The organism is Methylocella sp., from assembly GCF_041905455.1.
Taxonomy (GTDB): domain Bacteria; phylum Pseudomonadota; class Alphaproteobacteria; order Rhizobiales; family Beijerinckiaceae; genus Methylocapsa.
This window is the reverse complement of sequence record NZ_JAYRLA010000006.1, coordinates 174731-191324: the sequence shown is the minus strand read 5'-3', so window position 1 is coordinate 191324 and position 16594 is coordinate 174731. Positions and strand designations below refer to the sequence as shown.

The 16594-nt window shown below is 68.7% G+C and carries 13 protein-coding genes, 2 tRNA genes and 2 pseudogenes; 4 read left to right on the top strand and 13 right to left on the bottom strand.

Translation table 11 applies throughout. The features are described from left to right. Window positions 1-90 precede the first annotated feature (90 nt). The 5 genes and pseudogenes from ACE3OG_RS07385 to ACE3OG_RS07365 form a co-directional block, all read right to left on the bottom strand. A complete protein-coding gene (locus ACE3OG_RS07385; RefSeq protein ID WP_374307185.1) occupies window positions 91-1047 on the bottom strand; it encodes a hypothetical protein in 957 nt (318 codons plus the stop codon). Next, window positions 1023-1301 carry a hypothetical protein gene (locus ACE3OG_RS07380; protein WP_374307183.1) on the bottom strand — a complete coding sequence of 93 codons (279 nt, stop codon included), beginning with the start codon at window positions 1299-1301 and terminating at the stop codon, window positions 1023-1025. The genes ACE3OG_RS07385 and ACE3OG_RS07380 overlap by 25 nt, the downstream gene beginning before the upstream one ends. Further along, on the bottom strand, window positions 1246-2448 hold the full coding sequence (locus tag ACE3OG_RS07375; RefSeq protein WP_374307182.1) for a hypothetical protein: 1203 nt from the start codon (window positions 2446-2448) through the stop codon (window positions 1246-1248). Before ACE3OG_RS07375 ends, ACE3OG_RS07380 begins: the two co-directional genes overlap by 56 nt. A 94-nt stretch (window positions 2449-2542) precedes the next feature. Next, window positions 2543-4780, bottom strand: a complete 2238-nt coding sequence (locus ACE3OG_RS07370; RefSeq protein WP_374307180.1) for a hypothetical protein — start codon at window positions 4778-4780, stop codon at window positions 2543-2545. A gap of 405 nt (window positions 4781-5185) precedes the next feature. Then, window positions 5186-5331, bottom strand: a pseudogene (locus ACE3OG_RS07365) (IS3 family transposase); the annotation flags it as partial. Between the two features lie 81 nt (window positions 5332-5412). On the opposite strand from ACE3OG_RS07365, the gene ACE3OG_RS07360 reads away from it, so the two are divergent. Beyond that, window positions 5413-5488 (top strand) — tRNA-Phe (locus ACE3OG_RS07360). Between the two features lie 481 nt (window positions 5489-5969). Here the strand turns inward: ACE3OG_RS07360 and ACE3OG_RS07355 are convergent. Both ACE3OG_RS07355 and ACE3OG_RS07350 read right to left on the bottom strand, forming a co-directional pair. After that, a pseudogene (locus tag ACE3OG_RS07355) lies at window positions 5970-6186 on the bottom strand (transposase); the annotation flags it as partial. 474 nt (window positions 6187-6660) lie between these two features. Then, window positions 6661-6745, bottom strand: a tRNA-Leu gene (locus tag ACE3OG_RS07350). 190 nt (window positions 6746-6935) lie between these two features. Here ACE3OG_RS07350 and lipB point away from each other — a divergent pair. Beyond that, window positions 6936-7664 (top strand): lipoyl(octanoyl) transferase LipB, encoded by a 729-nt coding sequence (gene lipB, locus ACE3OG_RS07345; protein ID WP_374307178.1) that lies wholly within the window; start codon window positions 6936-6938, stop codon window positions 7662-7664. A gap of 6 nt (window positions 7665-7670) precedes the next feature. Here lipB and ACE3OG_RS07340 read toward each other — a convergent pair whose 3' ends face one another. From ACE3OG_RS07340 to proS, 4 genes are all read right to left on the bottom strand, one after another. Then, window positions 7671-8627, bottom strand: a complete 957-nt coding sequence (locus ACE3OG_RS07340; protein ID WP_374307177.1) for a GNAT family N-acetyltransferase — start codon at window positions 8625-8627, stop codon at window positions 7671-7673. Window positions 8628-8720: 93 nt separating this feature from the next. Next, window positions 8721-9410: an ABC transporter ATP-binding protein gene (locus ACE3OG_RS07335; protein WP_374307175.1), complete on the bottom strand. Its 690-nt coding sequence runs from the start codon at window positions 9408-9410 to the stop codon at window positions 8721-8723. A 1-nt stretch (window position 9411) separates the two neighbouring features. Further along, window positions 9412-10683 (bottom strand): lipoprotein-releasing ABC transporter permease subunit, encoded by a 1272-nt coding sequence (locus ACE3OG_RS07330; RefSeq protein ID WP_374307173.1) that lies wholly within the window; start codon window positions 10681-10683, stop codon window positions 9412-9414. Continuing rightward, on the bottom strand, window positions 10680-12002 hold the full coding sequence (proS, locus tag ACE3OG_RS07325) for a proline--tRNA ligase (protein ID WP_374307172.1): 1323 nt from the start codon (window positions 12000-12002) through the stop codon (window positions 10680-10682). Before proS ends, ACE3OG_RS07330 begins: the two co-directional genes overlap by 4 nt. A 130-nt stretch (window positions 12003-12132) precedes the next feature. Here proS and ACE3OG_RS07320 point away from each other — a divergent pair, with 130 nt between their 5' ends. Together ACE3OG_RS07320 and ACE3OG_RS07315 are read left to right on the top strand one after the other, a co-directional pair. Beyond that, a complete protein-coding gene (locus tag ACE3OG_RS07320; RefSeq protein WP_374307170.1) occupies window positions 12133-12711 on the top strand; it encodes an NAD(P)H-dependent oxidoreductase in 579 nt (192 codons plus the stop codon). 62 nt (window positions 12712-12773) lie between these two features. Then, window positions 12774-13169 carry an N-acetyltransferase family protein gene (locus tag ACE3OG_RS07315; RefSeq protein ID WP_374307168.1) on the top strand — a complete coding sequence of 132 codons (396 nt, stop codon included), beginning with the start codon at window positions 12774-12776 and terminating at the stop codon, window positions 13167-13169. Here ACE3OG_RS07315 and glmS read toward each other — a convergent pair. Continuing rightward, complete coding sequence (glmS, locus tag ACE3OG_RS07310) at window positions 13156-14994, bottom strand: glutamine--fructose-6-phosphate transaminase (isomerizing) (protein WP_374307166.1); 1839 nt, start codon at window positions 14992-14994, stop codon at window positions 13156-13158. The genes ACE3OG_RS07315 and glmS overlap by 14 nt on opposite strands. 66 nt (window positions 14995-15060) lie before the next feature. Further along, window positions 15061-16428 (bottom strand): bifunctional UDP-N-acetylglucosamine diphosphorylase/glucosamine-1-phosphate N-acetyltransferase GlmU, encoded by a 1368-nt coding sequence (gene glmU, locus ACE3OG_RS07305; protein ID WP_374307164.1) that lies wholly within the window; start codon window positions 16426-16428, stop codon window positions 15061-15063. Window positions 16429-16594: the final 166 nt, after the last annotated feature.

Sequence of the window (16594 nt, the reverse complement as noted above, 5' to 3'; positions counted from 1 at the left end):
TCAATCAGTTCCGTCGCCTCGTCGTCCGCTATGAGCGACACGCCGACCTCTACCGCGCCTTTATCGTCCTCGCCGCCGCTATCATTTGCTTCAGGGCCTTGAGACGGTTTTGTTAGGCGCTCTAAGCGAGACGACCCCATCGTTTCGCCGCACGGGAAGATAGCCGGTGTCGAACGCGTCGCGCTTGACTGAATCATAGAGCTTGGCGTTCAGAACAGGAACGAGCTCATCGCCATCCGGCGGCGAATGCGCCAAGTCTATCGCTCCAGGCGTCGCTTGAATGACAAGGACGTCTCCGGACGTGAGCTGCGCCGGAGTGTTGTCGAGCTCAGTCAGCGCGGCAAGCGGCAATTCACAGACCGGGCCGAGCGGGAATGGACGCTGGCCGCCGGGAATTCGCAGATTGCGCGCCGCTCCGTCTTTCGGTTGCAGTTGCACGGAAAGCATGGCTACAGCGGTCTGTTGAGCAATCATCAGATCGCCGCCGGGACACGCGCCGGCCGTCTCCGCAAGCGCTTGCGTCCTGTCGTCCATCGAACGCTCGAAGCGCAAGTCGAGCATGAAGGTTACGACTCCCCGTCGATTGAGCACGCTTCGATCGGCGAAGAGCACGAATTTGAGCTCGCCCCGACTGGCGCGCAGGTCTTTCGTCGCTGCGTCAGTCAGCGGAACGAGCCTGTCCTTGGAAACCGGCGCGCCGCCAAGGTCGCGATCATAGGCGGGATCGTTGAAGATAAGCGTCGCCGGCGTGAGCGGCAGCGCGCCGCGCGCGCCCGTCACGGCGTAGAGCGGCATGCGCAGCGTGAGCGGCGCCCGGTTGGCGCCCATTGCGAGCTCGGGGGCGCCGTCCGGCGCGGTCAAATTGAACGCCGCCGGTTCGACGTCCGGCGCCGCATTTCCCTCGTCGTCGCACGGATGAAACGTCACCTGCGCCTCCGCGGGCGGCGGCGCGCCGGCCGCCGACAGGGCGAGAGCGACCTCCGGGTGCGGCGCGCGGCCTCCCGGATTGCGGAGGCGAAGCGTCAGTTCGACCCGCGCGGTGCGCACGTCGCCGTGAGCCAGCCGATCGGCGGTCCGCGCAGTTCGCTCGTGCGAAGCGGCAGATAGATCGGCGTCTGGCTTTGCGCGAGCCAGACGAGGCCGGCGTCATGGCTCTCGTCGTCGAGCGCGACCTCATGTCCCGCCTGCGCCGGCAGGGCGAGGCGGCTGGTCAGGCCGGCAAGGCCGCTCGGACGGCCGTTTCCGTCATCGTCGCGGATCGCGGCGGCGGCGCTCTCGACGACCGGCGAAAGCCAGGTCATGGGCCGCTCGCCCGGCGGCAGCACGGGCCCGTGGCCATGGTCGGCGAATGTCGGCGCGGCCGGCCCCGGCGCCCATCCGTCGTCGATCGGCGCGGGCGGAAAAAGATGGCAGCGGTAGATCGCCCGGGGGGGGCTCCGGGTGTTCCGCCGTCGCCGCGACATATCTGAGGAAGGCCGCGATCGGGCTCTTGTCGCATGCGGCCGCGACGCCGTTGAGAGCCGGACCGATAGGCTCGACGGAGGGGCCGACCCACGCGGCGCGGCGCAGATCCTCGCCGACGAGGGAGATCTCGCTCGCGTCCAGCGCACTGGTTCGGCGCCGCTCGACATCGGCCTGACCGTCGCGCATCGCGATCGCCGAGGCGAGGGGCGCCCGCGTCTTCCCGCCTGCGTCGTCGGGCAGCGACCCGGCGACGATCGACAGGGATTCGATTGTCGAGGCGCCCTCGATGCTGTCGAAAGCCCGCTGGACCGACACCGCCGAAGCAATGAAGAAAGGCGCGTCCTGCAGCGTCGCGAGATCGGCGCCCATGAAGCTCTGCTCGACGAGGACCGCCGCCTTCGGATCGGCGAGGCCGACGTCGATCGCCCGCGCGAGCGGCCGCGAGCCGGCGACGACCGCGGCCGTCAGGGCGCCAAGCGAGGCGTCCGCTGGCGCCGGGGCGTCTCTGGAGGTGAACGCGAGCAGCTTGCCCGCAGGTCCGTCGGCCCAGGCGAGGTCGACGCCTGACGGTGGAATGACCTGCTTGAGCGCGCCTGCGCCAAGGCCCGCCAGCACCGGCAGGCGCAGCAGCGGCGCCGCCTCGACGGGTGTAGCCCTGATCGCGCCCAGAAAGCCGCCGACAATTATGAAGTCCGCCGCCGGCACCGCGCTGAACGCCTTGCGGAAGGCGCGTCCGAGCGCGCCTTGCAGCACGGTCGCGACGGCGCCGAGGCCCGGATTGCGCATGCCGCGCTCGTTCTGGAGCGGCTGACCGGCCTTGAAAGCCATCCTGTAGCGCGCGGCGAAGGTCGTGCTGTCGTGGTCGATGTCGTTCTCGTCGAACTTGGGAATGACCGCGTCGCGAAAGCCGACGTCGAGCGAGTCGAGGCCGGTCCATTTCACAGGCTTGCCGCGCCCGTACAGCGTATGTCGGGCGAGCGCCATGGTGTTCCACACGGCGGCCGCGTCCGGCGAGCGCGAAGCTATCGCCGCTGCCAGCGTAAGGTCGATGCGATGGCCGCAGAGGGTCCATTCGACCTCATGCGACAGGCCAGCTTGCGCTCCCGCCTCGACGCGCGCGCCCGTCGACGCGCGCCGCGCCCGGCAGGGGAACGCTTTCAGATGACGCGCTCCATTTGACGCTCGGCCAGTTGATCGAGCTCTTCGCCTTCACGAGAGCCGACAGCCTCGCCGTTCCGCGCCAGGGCGAAGGCGCTGCGCCCGCGGTTGGCCTGCGCCGCGACAGGTTGAGGCGGACATGCGCGTTGGAGATCTCGACGCCTTTCGCCGCCGTCGCGGCCTCGATGACGAGATCGGCGCGGCAATCGCCGAAATCGAGCTCGACCTCGTGTCTCCGGTCTACTGTAGGCGGGGCGAGATGCGCGACGAAGCCCAGTCCGATCTCTCCTGAGAGAAACGGGGCCGAGACCGTCATCGCGATTGCGCCGTCTCCCTCGCGAACCTCGAACGTCGGCCTTGCCGCGTCGCGGCCGAAGCATTTGAACGCGCTGTCGCCGGAAATGCGCACGAGGAATTGCAGCGCGCGGCCCCAGTCGGCTGGGGCGCCGGGCGCGTAGACGGCGTCTCCGCCCGGCGCGACCTCGAGGGCATAGGTGAGCGTGAGGTCGAAATAATTCGAGCCGGCCTGCGGTCGCGCGCGGACGGTCAGCGTCGCCTCATCGAGTCTCAGCCGGCCTTGTCCGGCGGCCGGCGGCGGGAGGCCTGCGGCCGGCGTCGCGACGAACTGGACGGCGCCGGCGGCGTCGTCGGGCAATGCGCAGGCCACGCGCGACGCGTCCACCTCGATCAGCACGCCGCAGATTTCGACCGCTAAGCGCTTCGGCTCGATTGCGAAGTTCGCCGTTCCGGTCTCGACGATGTTCGCCGCGACGATCACGCGACGCTTCGCCCGCGTCGATTCCTTCACCGGACCTTGCGCAGCGGGCGGATCGAAGGTGAACAGCAGCGGATCCTTGTGGACGAACTTCGCCGCGAGGCCGGTCGCCGTCCGCCGCAGTTCAAGGCTCGCCAGATTCACGCTGGCGTCCGCACCGTCCGGGTCCCGGCGGAGCGACACGCGGCACAGGATCGAGACGGAGGCGATCGCGTCGTCTGCGGTGAGGACCAGCGATTTCAGCTGAAGCGGCTCGATCAGGAATCCGAACAGGCTCGCCTGGCTTCGTCCCTCGTTGAAGTCGGCGGCCTCGACGGAGGTGAGACGCCATTCGAACCCGCCGCCGGTGAGCTTGACGGGATCGTCCCATATGTCGAAGTGGGCGCCGTCGCCCTCAGGCAGCTGCGCCGTGAGGCCGTCGAACAGCACGTCCTTGAACCAGAAGCCGAAGCTCTGCTCGTTCCCCGCCGCGGTGCGCAGAACGAACAGGCTCGGCTGCGGCGCCGAGACAAGCCGGCGTTCGCGCAGCTTGCGCGGGCCGTTCGCGGCGGGGGGAATGAGGACGCGACGCGCAAGGGCGTTGTTCTGCTCCGGCGCGACCGCCGTGAGGCGATTGTCCAGCAGAGCCCCCGTCGTCTCGTCAAAAAAGGTCGACGGGCTGAAGCCGAGCACGTTCAGCCCTGCGCCGCTTGCGCCCGGATTGAGGACGCCGCTCGCGATCGACGGAGTGAACGCGCCCGAACAGCCGAGGAGGACATCATTGCCCGACTTCGCGCCCTCGGCGCCGATCGAGAGGGCGCCATAGGGCGGCGCGCCGACGGTCGGCTGCGTGTCGACCTTGACCTTGACGCTCCAGGTCAGGCCCTTCACGAGCGTGTCGACCTTGCAGTCGGCCGCCGCGTCGACGTCGAAGAACGGCGTCATGTAGCTGTCGGCGACGCGTGCATTCTGATGCTTGCGCTCCTGCTCGGCCCAGAAGGCGGCGAGCGACGGCCAGTCGAGCGCGGTCGCGATCGTCTGGGTCGGCTGTTCCTGCTGCGCATCCGGTTCGGCCGCCGCCTTCGGCGCAGGCGGCGGCTGCGCCGTCGCGAAGGCCTCGTCAAGCGCCGGCAGGTCGAAGCGCACCGCCGCCTGATAGACGTAGCCGTCCGCGACGCTCGGCGCGAAGCGGATCTCGACGCCCGGCAGGCCGAGGGCCGCGAAATCGACGCCACGGTCAGGCCGATTGTCTCCGCTACTCGTGCTCGCCGGCCACGCGGCGAGCGGCGAACGCCGTTCCCCGTCAAGGATCGGGAACGGGCGGCCGCGTTCGAGCCGCAGCGCGGCGAGCGTGAACGAGCCCTTGGCGTCGGCCGCGGGCGGGAGCGGAAGAGCGAAAGGCATACGGGCGCCAACCGCTCGACATTCATGCCGAAATCCCCAGCATCGCAGTCAAGACGCGGGACTTCAGATAGCTCGGGCGAACAACGCCTAGGTAGGGGACTCACTCAAGTCCATGAAATGACGGCGGCTACGAGGGCGATTGTGGGGAGGTAATTGGCGGCGATCCGAAGATGACGACGGTGTTGCTTGATCGCCTTTGTGAATCCCAAAACCGATTCAATCAGCCAGAATTCCGCTCTAGCCGGGCAGGCGTATCATTCCTTGGTCAGGGCGGTGGAGGATGAGCCCGGCCCTACCGAGAAGTGGGCGGATTTCCGCGACACCTTGCAGGGCATACGAGAGGGACGTTGGAGCCTTTGCATCGGCGACGACGCGCGGCAGGAGGCTGACAGGGAACTTATCCTCGGCCCGATTGCAGACCGTTCCCGAGGCGGCATCTTTCAGGATCAACTTCTCAAGCGCCAGATCCGACACCATCTTGCGCAGGCGGCGTTCTCCGTCTCGAGATCTTTCAGGCGTTTGACCTGGTCGCCTTTCAGCCTGCCATATTCGACGTAATCCGCCTTTCCCCGCTGGACAAAGCCGAGAGCATCCCTCTATAAGACGCTCCTCGCAAGCGTCCGCGCCTGTGCGCCCAGGTAGCTCAGTTGGTAGAGCATGCGACTGAAAATCGCAGTGTCGGTGGTTCGATTCCGCCCCTGGGCACCAATAAAATCAGTCACTTAGGCCATTCCCTTAGTTCCGAATGAGCCTTTTGGGCAACATTCTGGGCAACATCGGCCCGATTTTGCTTAAGGCGTCGCCTCAGCCTGATTCTGGCCCAGCTCAAAACTGAGCCCCCTGTTTTCATTGAGAGATCGGCCGCGCTGGCCAAAAGTATGAAATTCGTACCTTTGGATCGGCGCGCCATGATCGGACGAAATTCGTACGATGTCCCGCGAAGGACTTTTGCCGCGGCGATGGCTCCAATTGGAGCCGCCCTTTCAAAAGCCAGCCGTCGCAGCCTGATCCGCGGCTAACCGGTTTCCTCGCTGATGTCGTCGAAGACCTCCCACGCCCGGTCGTCGTTCAGCAACTTCACGATCTTGAGGTAGCCGCGGCGGGTGAGGAGCGTAAGCCCCCGATTTGGCACATCAATTGTCGATTTCCGCCGAGAATTGGCTCTGACGCAAATTTGGTGGAGGTGGAGTCAGTTCATTCCGATGACGCGCGCCTGAAGCAGATCGATCTTCCCGCGCCCGTACATCTGGCGTTTGACGAGCTTGAGCTTGCAGATCTGACCTTCGGTCGCGACCGTTTGACCATGCGGAGACAATCGCGGCCTGGACCGCTTTCCTGTCCTTGATGATCCCATTCGCGAACGTGGCGATAAGGCTGCATCCGGCGCGGTCGAGCCAAGCGTCAAGTTCGGGAAGCGCCTTGCGGCGGATGATCCCTTGGAACTCTGCAAGGATGTCCCGCGCTTCGCCCTCTGCAATCTCGGCCAGCTCGTCGAAGTGTTCCCGCACCAGCGCCATTGCCTGCTTAAAATCCAGCGTGATCTCGCCAAGGCGGCAGCCGTCATAGAACCGCAGCAACGCCTCACGCGCGGCCGTCCAGCGCCGCAGGGCTTCGCCCTTCTCTTTCGTCCGCAGGGATAACAGGGCCATGTCGCCAAGCTTGATCGTATGCGTCCCCTCGGCCACGGGGAGGGCCACGGCGCGCCCCTTCACGGTCTTTTTCAGAGCATGAGGAACGCGTTCGCGGAGATACCAAACGCCGGATTTATCGCGCCAAGGGTGCGCCATGCAAAAGCCCATTGTGCAGGCCCGCTGTGTAGGAGCGTGGTCCCGCCAAGTGCCTGAATAAGCTTATCTAATTGTGCTGTCTAAAGAATTTAATGGTGCGGCCAAGAGGACTCGAACCTCCACCCCTCTCGGGACTAGCACCTCAAGCTAGCGCGTCTACCAGTTCCGCCATGGCCGCAACCGCCGTCTCCGAAGCCTGCGCTTCGCGGGCAGGCCGGTCATCTAACAAACGGCCACGAGGCTGACAAGCGATTTGAGCGCCTTCGTTGCTATTCTTGCGCCGCCATTCTTGCGCCGCTATTCCTGCTCGGCGCCGGCTTGATCGGCGGCCCGGCTCGTGGAACCCTTGCGGCCGGAGGGACTCCTGCATGACGACGACGCTCGCGCGCGACAATCTCCGGCCTGGGGGCTGGCGCAGGGCCGATGGCGCGCCTGTCGAATGGCGCGTCTCGGACGGGCTCGTCCCCTACGAGGAGGCGCTCGCCTTCATGGAGGCGCGCGCAAGCGAGATCGCGGCAGGCGTGGCGGGCGAGCAGGTCTGGCTGCTCGAGCATCCGCCGATCTATACGGCCGGCGCCTCGGCGAAGCCAGCCGACCTCATCGCGGCGCGCTTTCCCGTGCATGTCGCCGGGCGCGGCGGCCAGTACACTTATCATGGCCCGGGTCAGCGCGTCGCTTACGTGATGCTCGACCTCAGGAGCCGGCGGCCGGACGTGCGCGCCTTCGTCGCGGCGCTCGAGGCCTGGATCATCGAAACGCTCGCCGAACTCGGGGTCGCCGGCGCGCGGCGCGAGGAGCGCGTCGGGGTTTGGACGGCGCGGCCCGACAAACCGGCGGGCCTGCTCGGCGAGCCCGCCGAGGACAAGATCGCGGCGATCGGCGTCAGGGTGCGGCGCTGGGCCACGCTGCACGGGATCTCGCTCAACGTCGCGCCCGATCTGTCCCATTTCTCCGGCATCGTGCCCTGCGGCGTCGCGCAGAGTCATTGCGGCGTGACGAGCCTCGCCGACCTCGGCCGGCCGGCGGCGATGGCGCAGGTCGACGCGGCATTGCGCGCGCGATTCGAGGCGATCTTCGGGCCGACGCGGGCGGTCTGAGCAAGCTCAGCACAGATGGCGGTTGGCGCGCAGGCGCTCGCGGATCGCCCATATCGCCCCATGCGGCCCCTCGGCCCTCGCGAGCCTGACGCGCGGCGCCGGCGCGCCGCCGAAGCCCGCGAAGAAGGCGACGCTCTCCGGCGTGCTGACGCCGCCGAAGTCGAAGGCGAGGCCGCGCGCCGAGGCGCCTTCGATCGCCTTCCAGACGAGAAGGCTCACGGCGCCGTCATGCGCGTCGGCGGCGCGCGCGCTCATGAAGTAATAGGCGCTCGTCCCGTCGCGGAGAATCCACGCCGCGGCGGTCAACGCGCCGCGTCCGTCGTAGGCGCCGAGCAGGCTCGCCCGCCCGCGCGCGAGCGATTCGTCGACGAGCGCGGCGACGGGCTCGCCGGCGTAATAGTTCGCCTTCCCCCTCGCCGCCTGCATGTCCGCGTAGAAGCGCGCGAAGGTCCCGCCGTCGTCGATCGACGCGATGCGCAGGCAGGCCTGCGCACGGCGGATCTGGCTGCGCTTCTTCTTGCGCATCGCCGTCCACAGCATCTCGGCGGGAGCGGGGCCGAGCTCGTGCGTGAACTGCAGCGCGGTCGAAAAGCCCTCGAGCTGGAACGCGACGACGTCGCCGGCGAAGCGGTCGCATTTGTAGCTGTGGATGACGCCGCGCGGCAGGGCGGCGGCGAGCTCGCGCGTCAGCGCGGCGCGGGCGTAGGCGCGCGAGGCGGCGTCCCCTTCGCCCGGATCGACGGCGGGGCCGAGGAAATGCACGAGGCGCGGCGGCGCGTTGGTTTTGACGCCGAACTTGCGGCGCGTGAACGTCGGCAGCCAGGCCGCGCGACGGCCGGCCCGGCGCGCCTCCACGATCTCATAGCGGCCGCCGCTCGCCGCTTCAAGCCACCAGCTTTCGTGGAATATCGTCGGCGCAAGCGGATCGAGGCCGCCGTCCGCAAGCGGATAGACATGTTTCATTGCGCGATCTTCGCCTCCTTTCGACAGGATGAGGCGAAATGCTTTGCGCGCGGTGAGGCCGCCGCCGCCGATTTTAGCTTTCGCGGCGCGGCTTCAGTCGAGCTCGAACAACAGCCCTTCGTGCAGGGTGACGCGCCGATCCATACGCTCGGCAAGCTCCATGTTGTGGGTCGCGATCAGCGCGGCGAGGCCGGTCGCGCGCACGATCTGCGCGAGCGCCCCGAACACGTGGTCGGCGGTCTTCGGGTCGAGATTGCCGGTCGGCTCGTCGGCGAGCAGCAGGCCCGGCCCGTTCGCGACCGCCCTCGCGATGGCGACGCGCTGCTGCTCGCCGCCCGAAAGCTCGGCCGGGCGGTGGTCCGCGCGCCGCGCGAGGCCGAGATAGTCGAGAATCTCTCGCGCGCGCGTCGCCGCCGCCTTGCGCGACAACCCGGCGATCATCTGCGGCAGCATGACGTTCTCGAGCGCCGTGAACTCCGGCAGCAGATGATGGAACTGGTAGACGAAGCCGATCTCGACGCGCCGCAACTGCGTGCGCGCGTCGTCGGAGAGCGAGGCGGCCGGCGCGCCGGCGACATAGACCTCGCCGCCGTCGGGACGCTCGAGCAGGCCCGCGATATGCAGCAGCGTCGACTTTCCGGCGCCGGAGGGCGCGATCAGGGCGACCGACTGGCCCGCCCAGAGGTCGAGGTTCGCCCCCTTGAGGATTTCGAGCGGCGCGTCCGCCTGAGCGTAGCGGCGTTCGATCTTCTCGAGGCGCAGCGCCGGGATTTCGTGCGTCATCTTATTCGTAGCGCAGCGCTTCGACCGGATCGAGCCGCGCCGCGCGCCAGGACGGATAAAGCGTGGCGAGGATCGACAGCGCGAGCGTCATGCCGACGACGGTCGCGACGTCGAGCGGATCGACCTTCGAGGGCAGCCGCGACAGGAAATAGAGCTCGGCCGGAAACAGGTTGGCGTTGAGCGCGCGGTTCAGCCCCTGCCGGATCGTCTCGACGTTGGAGGCGACGGCGAGGCCGAGCGCGAGGCCGGCGAAGGTTCCGACCACGCCGATCGAGGCGCCGGCGATGAGGAAGACGCGCATCACCGCGCCGCGCGTCGCGCCCATGGTGCGCAGCACGGCGATATCGCGGCCCTTGTCCTTGACCAGCATGATGAGGCCGGAGATCACGTTGAGCGCGGCGACGAGCACGATCAGCGTCAGGATGATGAACATCACGTTGCGCTCGACGACGAGCGCGTCGAAGAAGGTCCTGTTGCGCTCGCGCCAGTCGGTCATGATCATCGGCCGCGAGACGGCGGCCTCCAGCCGGTCGCGCGCCGCGTCGATCTCCTCGGGGCGCGACAGGAAGATCTCGATCACGCTCGCCTCGTCGTCGCGGCTGAAGAAGCCCTGCGCCTCGGGCAGCGGCATGTAGACGAACAGATTGTCGAATTCGGCCATGCCGATCTGGAAGATGGCGACGACCGGATAGACCTTGCTGCGCGGGGCGACGCCGAACGGCGTCTGCGGCCCGTTGGCGATGAGGATCTTGAGCTTGTCGCCGATGCGCAGGCCAAGGTTGTCGGCGATGCGCTGGCCGATCGCGACGCCGCCCGCCTTGTCGAAGCCGTCGAGCGTCCCTTGCCGGACATTGCCGGCGACGCCCGGCAGGCGCTTGAGGTCGGCCTCGCGCACGCCGCGCACGAGGGCGAACGCCATGCTGGTCGTCGAGATCGCCGCCGGCCCCTCGATCATCGGGATCGCCGCGGCGACGCCGTCGACGCTTGCGACCTCGCGCGCCACCTCGTCATAGTCGGTGAGCGGCGAGCCGGCCGCCTGCAGGAAGATGTGGCCGTTGACGCCGACGATCTTGTTCAGCAGCTCCTGGTGGAAGCCGTTCATCACCGACATGACGACGATCAGCGTGGCGACGCCGAGCATGATGCCGGCGAAGGAGAAGCCGGCGATGACCGAGACGAAGCCGGACGAGCGCCGGGCGCGCAGGTAGCGCGAGGCGACCATCCATTCGAAGGGCGCGAAGGGCCTCCCCGGCTTCGCCTGCGTCTGCGTCATGGCGCCGTCAGGCGCTCCAGCGCCTCCTCGAGCGGCAGCTCGACGCGCTCGCCGGCGGCGCGCGTCTTGAGCTCGACCTTGCCGGCGGAAAGCCCCTTCGGCCCGACGATGAGCTGATACGGCAGGCCGATGAGGTCGAGCTTGGCGAATTTGGCGCCGGGCCGGTCGTCGGTGTCGTCGTAGAGAACCTCGACGCCGGCCTTCTCGAGCGCGGCCGCGGCGCGCGCGCAGGCGGCGTCGGTCGCCTCGTCGCCGACCTTGAGATTGGTGAGCCCGACCTTGAAGGGAGCGACCGACTCCGGCCAGATGATCCCGGCCTCGTCGTGGTTCGCCTCGATCAGCGCGCCGACGAGGCGCGACACGCCGACGCCGTAGGAGCCGCTCTGCACCGGCCGCTCGACGCCGTCGGGACCGGCGACCAGCGCGTTCATCGGCTTCGAATATTTGTCGCCGAAGTAGAACACCTGGCCGACCTCGATGCCGCGCGTGGCGACGCGGCGCTCCGCCGGCGTCTCGGCCTCGAAGCGCCGCGCGTCGTGCACGTCGCCGGTCGCGGCGTAGAGCGAGGTCCACGCCTTGACGATGGGCGTGAGGTCGCCGTCGTAGTCGACGTCCTGCGGGGGAATGGGCAGGTCCAGCACGGCGCTGTCGCAGTAGACCGCCGACTCGCCGGTGTCGGCGAGGATGATGAACTCATGGCTCTGGTCGCCGCCGATCGGCCCGGTCTCGGCGCGCATCGGAATGATCCGCAACCCCATGCGCGCGAAGATGCGCAGATAGGACACGAACATCCGGTGATAGGCCCGCCGCGCGCCCGCCTCGTCGAGGTCGAAGGAATAGGCGTCCTTCATGAGGAACTCGCGCCCGCGCATGACGCCGAAGCGCGGCCGCTGCTCGTCGCGGAATTTCCACTGGATCTGGTAGAGAATCTTAGGCAGCTCGCGATAGGAGCGCGTCGAGGCGCGGAAGATCGCGGTGATCATGTCCTCGTTGGTCGGACCGTAGAGCATCTCGCGCTCGTGCCGGTCCTTGATGCGCAGCATCTCGGGGCCGTAGGCATCGTAGCGGCCGGTCTCGCGCCACAGGTCGGCGAGCTGCAGCGTCGGCATCAGAAGCTCGACGGCGCCGGCGCGGTTCATCTCCTCGCGCACGATGTTTTCGATCTTCTGCAGCACGGCGAGGCCGAGCGGCAGCCAGGAATAGATGCCCGCCGCCTCCTGCCGGATCATGCCGGCGCGCAGCATCAGGCGATGCGAGACGATCTCGGCTTCCTTGGGATTCTCGCGCAGGATGGGGAGAAAATAGCGGGACAGGCGCATGGGGCGTGAGCGTCTCGACGTGGGCTTCAGGGGCGGAGTTCTCAGCGCAAGCTTTAGGACGCCGCCGCCCGAAAGGCAAAGCCGCGCCCGCCGCTTGCCCCCGGAGCCGCTTTGCGGACAAGAATAAGCGATGCGCGCGCTGATCGTCCTCGCCCACCCCCTCCCCGAGAGCTTCGCGCACGAAGCCGCGCGCCGGATCGAGGCCGCGCTGACGCGGCGCGGCCTCGCCGTCGACCTGCTCGACCTCTACGCCGAAGGCTTCGACCCCGTGCTTTCGGCGGCCGAGCGGCGCGCCTATCTCGACACGTCGCCGGATCCCGAGCCGCCCTTCGCGGAACGCGTGCGGGCGGCGCAAAAGCTCGCGCTCGTCTTTCCGCAATGGTGGTTCGGCTTTCCGGCGATCCTCAAGGGCTTTTTCGACCGTACGCTCGTGTCGGGCGTCGCCTATGAACGCGAGCCGAACGGCCGGTTCACGCCGCTCCTGACGCTCGACGCCTTCTGGGCGGTGACTTCGACCGGCTCGCCATGGTGGTACGTGCGGCTTATCGCGGGCGATCCGACGCGCCGCCTGCTCGCGCGCGGCGTCAAGCCGCAACTCTGCCCGCGCGCGCGCTTCCGCCTGATTCAGGTGAACGGCATGGACGCCATGACGCGCGAGAAGGGCGCGGCGCAGCTTCGCCGCATCGAACGGGAGTTCACGCGCTTTTGAGCCCGTCCGCAGCCATCGCGGATTTTTTTGTGCGGCGGAGCGCGCCGGCCGACGACGCGGCCGTGACGGACCTGTTGCGCGCGCTGCACCTCGCCGAACGCGGCGAGCTTGCGCCGGACGACGAGCTGCGCCGCCTGTTCGGGCGCTGCGATTTCCTCGTGGCGCAGGCTGGCGAGGACGTCGCGGGCGCGCTCGCCTTCGAGATTTTTCGTCCGGCGGGATTTCGGCCGGAGCCGGGACACGCCGTCGTCATGGCGCTCACCGTGGCGCCCGCCTGGCGGCGGCGCGGGGTGGCGAGCCGGCTGATCGCCAATCTGCGCGAGGCGCTGCGCGGCGAAGGCTGCGCCTCCGTGCTCCTTTATGCGCGCCCGGAGAACAAGCCGGCGCTGGCCTTCTATCGCGCCATGGGCTTCGCGCGCGACGGCGAGGCGCTGACGCTCATGCTCATTCCACCGTGACGCTTTTCGCGAGATTGCGCGGCTGGTCGGCGTCCTTACCCATGAACACCGCCGTGTGATAGGCGATGAGCTGGATCGGCACGGCGTAGATCAGCGGCGAGAAAGCCTCGCCGCATTTCGGCGCCACGATGTGCGCCTCGACGGCGACGGCGACCTCTTTCGCCAGCCCCTCCTCGCCGATCAGGATCACCCGGCCGTCGCGCGCGGCGACCTCCTGCACGTTGGAGATGGTCTTCTCCAGCACATTGTCGTTCGGCGCGATGACGATCACCGGCATGTCGGCGTCGATGAGGGCGATCGGCCCGTGCTTCAGCTCGCCGGCGGCGTAGCCCTCGGCGTGGATGTAGGTGATCTCCTTGAGCTTCAGCGCGCCTTCGAGCGCCAGCGGATAGGCCGGGCCGCGGCCGAGGTAGAGCGCGTCGCGGGCGCGGGCGATCTTGTGCGCGACGACTTCAGCCGTCGGCTCGGACTTGATGGCCTGCGCCATCAGGCCCGGCGTCGCGATCAGCTCGGCGACCAGCGCCGCCTCCGTCTTCGCGTCGATCGTTCCGCGCGCCGCGCCGAAGGCGAGCGCGAGCGCGGCGAACACGGCGAGCTGGCAGGTGAACGCCTTGGTCGAGGCGACGCCGATCTCGGGCCCGGCCAAGGTCGCGGCGACGCCGTCGCTCTCGCGCGCGATGGTCGAGGTCGTCACGTTGACGATCGAGAGGACCTTCTGCCCCTTCTCCCTGGCGAGGCGCAGCGCGGCGAGCGTGTCGGCCGTCTCGCCCGACTGCGAGACGACGACGAACAGGCCGCCCGGCTCGAGCGGCGGATCGCGGTAGCGGAATTCCGAAGCGATCTCGACCTCGACCGGCAGGCGGGCGAAGCGTTCGAACCAGTATTTGGCGATCAGCGCCGAATAATAGGCGGTGCCGCAGCCGCACAGGGTGATTCGCGTCAGGCTCGCGGGGTCGACGGGCGGGGGCTCGGGAAGCTCGATGCGGCCGGTCGCCATGTCGAGATAGCGGGCGAGCGTGCGCGCGACGACCTCCGGCTGCTCGTGGATCTCCTTCGCCATGAAGTGGCGATAGGCGCCCTTGTCGATCAGGAAGGCCGAAGCCAGCGTTTTGACGCGCCGCCGCACGACCGGCTGGCCGAGCCAGTCGGTGAACGCCGCCCCCTCGCGCGAGACGAAGACGAGGTCGCCGTCCTCGAGATAGGCGATGGTCTGGGTGAAGGGCGCGAGGGCGAGGGCGTCGGAGCCGAGGAACATCTCGCCCTCGCGCTCCTCCTCGCCGAAGCCGACGGCGAGCGGCGCGCCATGGGCGGCGCCGATGATGAGGTTCTCCTCGTCGGCGAAAATGAGCGCGAAGGCGAAGGCGCCCTCGAGCCTGCCGACGGCCGCCAGCGTCGCCTCGCGCGGGTCGAGCCCCTCGCCGAGGCCCTGCGACACCAAGTGGGCGATCACCTCCGAATCGGTCTGCGAGGAGAAGACATGGCCCTTCGCGGTCAATTCCTCGCGCAGCTCGCGGAAATTCTCGATGATGCCGTTGTGCACGACGGCGACCTTGTCGGTCGCGTGCGGATGGGCGTTGGCCTCGGTCGGCTTGCCATGCGTCGCCCAGCGCGTGTGGCCGACGCCGATCGCGCCCTTGAGCGGGCGCTCGGCGAGCGCGGCTTCGAGGTTGCGCAGCTTGCCGCTCGCCCGCCGCCGCTCGATCCGCCCCTCCTCGAGCGTCGCGACGCCCGCCGAATCATAGCCGCGATATTCGAGCCGCCTCAGCGCCTCGACGAGCAAAGCTTCAACCGGGCCCTGTCCAAGGGCCCCGACGATTCCGCACATGTCCGCCATCCCTCGCGCCCGGACGGGCGCCGCCTCGATGATCCGAAAGCCGCGCGAAGAGGCGGCTCAGCCGCCCTTCTTCTTGCGGAAGCGCGCCGCCCAGCCGGGTTTCTGCGCGAGCTGCGCGCGCGCGAGCGCGAGCGCGTCGGCCGCGACGTCCTCGGTCACGACCGTCCCCGCGCCGACGATCGCCCCCTCCCCGACCGCGACGGGCGCGACGAGCAGCGTGTTGGAGCCGATGAAGGCGCCCGCCCCGATCTGGGTGCGGTGCTTGCCGAAGCCGTCGTAATTGCAGGTGATCGTTCCGGCGCCGACATTGGCCTTCGCGCCGACGCTCGCGTCGCCGACGTAGCTCAGATGGTTGATCTTGGCGCCGGCGCCGACCTCGGCGGCCTTGGTCTCGACGAAATTGCCGATGCGCGCGCCTTCGGCGAGCCGCGTTCCCGGCCGCAGCCGCGCGAACGGTCCGACGATCGCGTTCTCGCCGACGCTCGTCCCTTCGAGGTGAGAGAAGGCGCGCACGCGCGCGCCGGCGGCGACGACGACGCCCGGGCCGAAGACCACGCTCGGCTCGACGACGACGTCCTGCCCGAGCGCGGTGTCATAGGCGAAGGTGACGCTCGCCGGATCGACGAGGGTCGCGCCGCCCAGCATCGCCTGGCTGCGCAGGCGCGCCTGCGTCGCCGCCTCGGCGGCGGCGAGCTGGACGCGGTCGTTGACGCCCATCACCTCCTCGGCCGGCGCGATCAGCGCGCAGGCCGCGAGCTTCAGCGCGCGCGCCGCGGCGACGATGTCGGAAAGGTAATATTCACGCTGGCTGTTCTCGCAACCTATGGCGTCGAGAAGCTGCAGCGCGCTGCGCCCGGCGATTCCCATGAGGCCGGCGTTGCACAGGGTGAGCTTGCGCTCCTCGTCGCTGGCGTCGCGGTCCTCCCGAATGGCGTCGAGGACGCCGTCCTTCATGACGAGGCGTCCGTAGCCCGTCGGATCCCTAGCCTCGAAGCCGAGGCAGACGACAGCCGTCTCCCCGCAGGCGAGCGCGACGCGCATCTTCGAGAAGGTGTCCGTCCGCACGAGGGGCGTGTCGGCGAAGGCGACGAGAATGTCGTCGAAGCCGGCCGCGATCGCCTCGCGCGCGGCGAGCACGGCGTGCGCCGTGCCGCGCCGGTCCGCCTGCACCGCGATCCCGACGTCCGGCATGACCTTGCGCGCCTCGGCGGCGAGCGCGTCATGGTCAGGCCCGACCACCACGACGACATGGTCGGCGCCGGCGCCCGACACGGCGGCGAGGACGGCGGCGAGCATGGAGCGTCCGGCGACCTGATGCAGGGCCTTGGGGAGCCTCGATCGCATCCGCGTGCCTTGCCCGGCCGCGAGGACGATCGCGAGGCAGGTGCGGCGCGGATAGGCGGCGGGCGACAGGCTTTCGGACATGGATCGCTTTACCCCCAGGGCCGCCGAACCGGGCGCGCCGCCCGCAACGGCGCACAGAAATCGCTCCGCAGCGCAGGCGCGACACCTTATCGGCGCCCCAATATGCGCTATAAGGCGAGAATTCCAGCCCATCCATGGAAAAGCGGCGCCTGGGCGCCGGATTGAC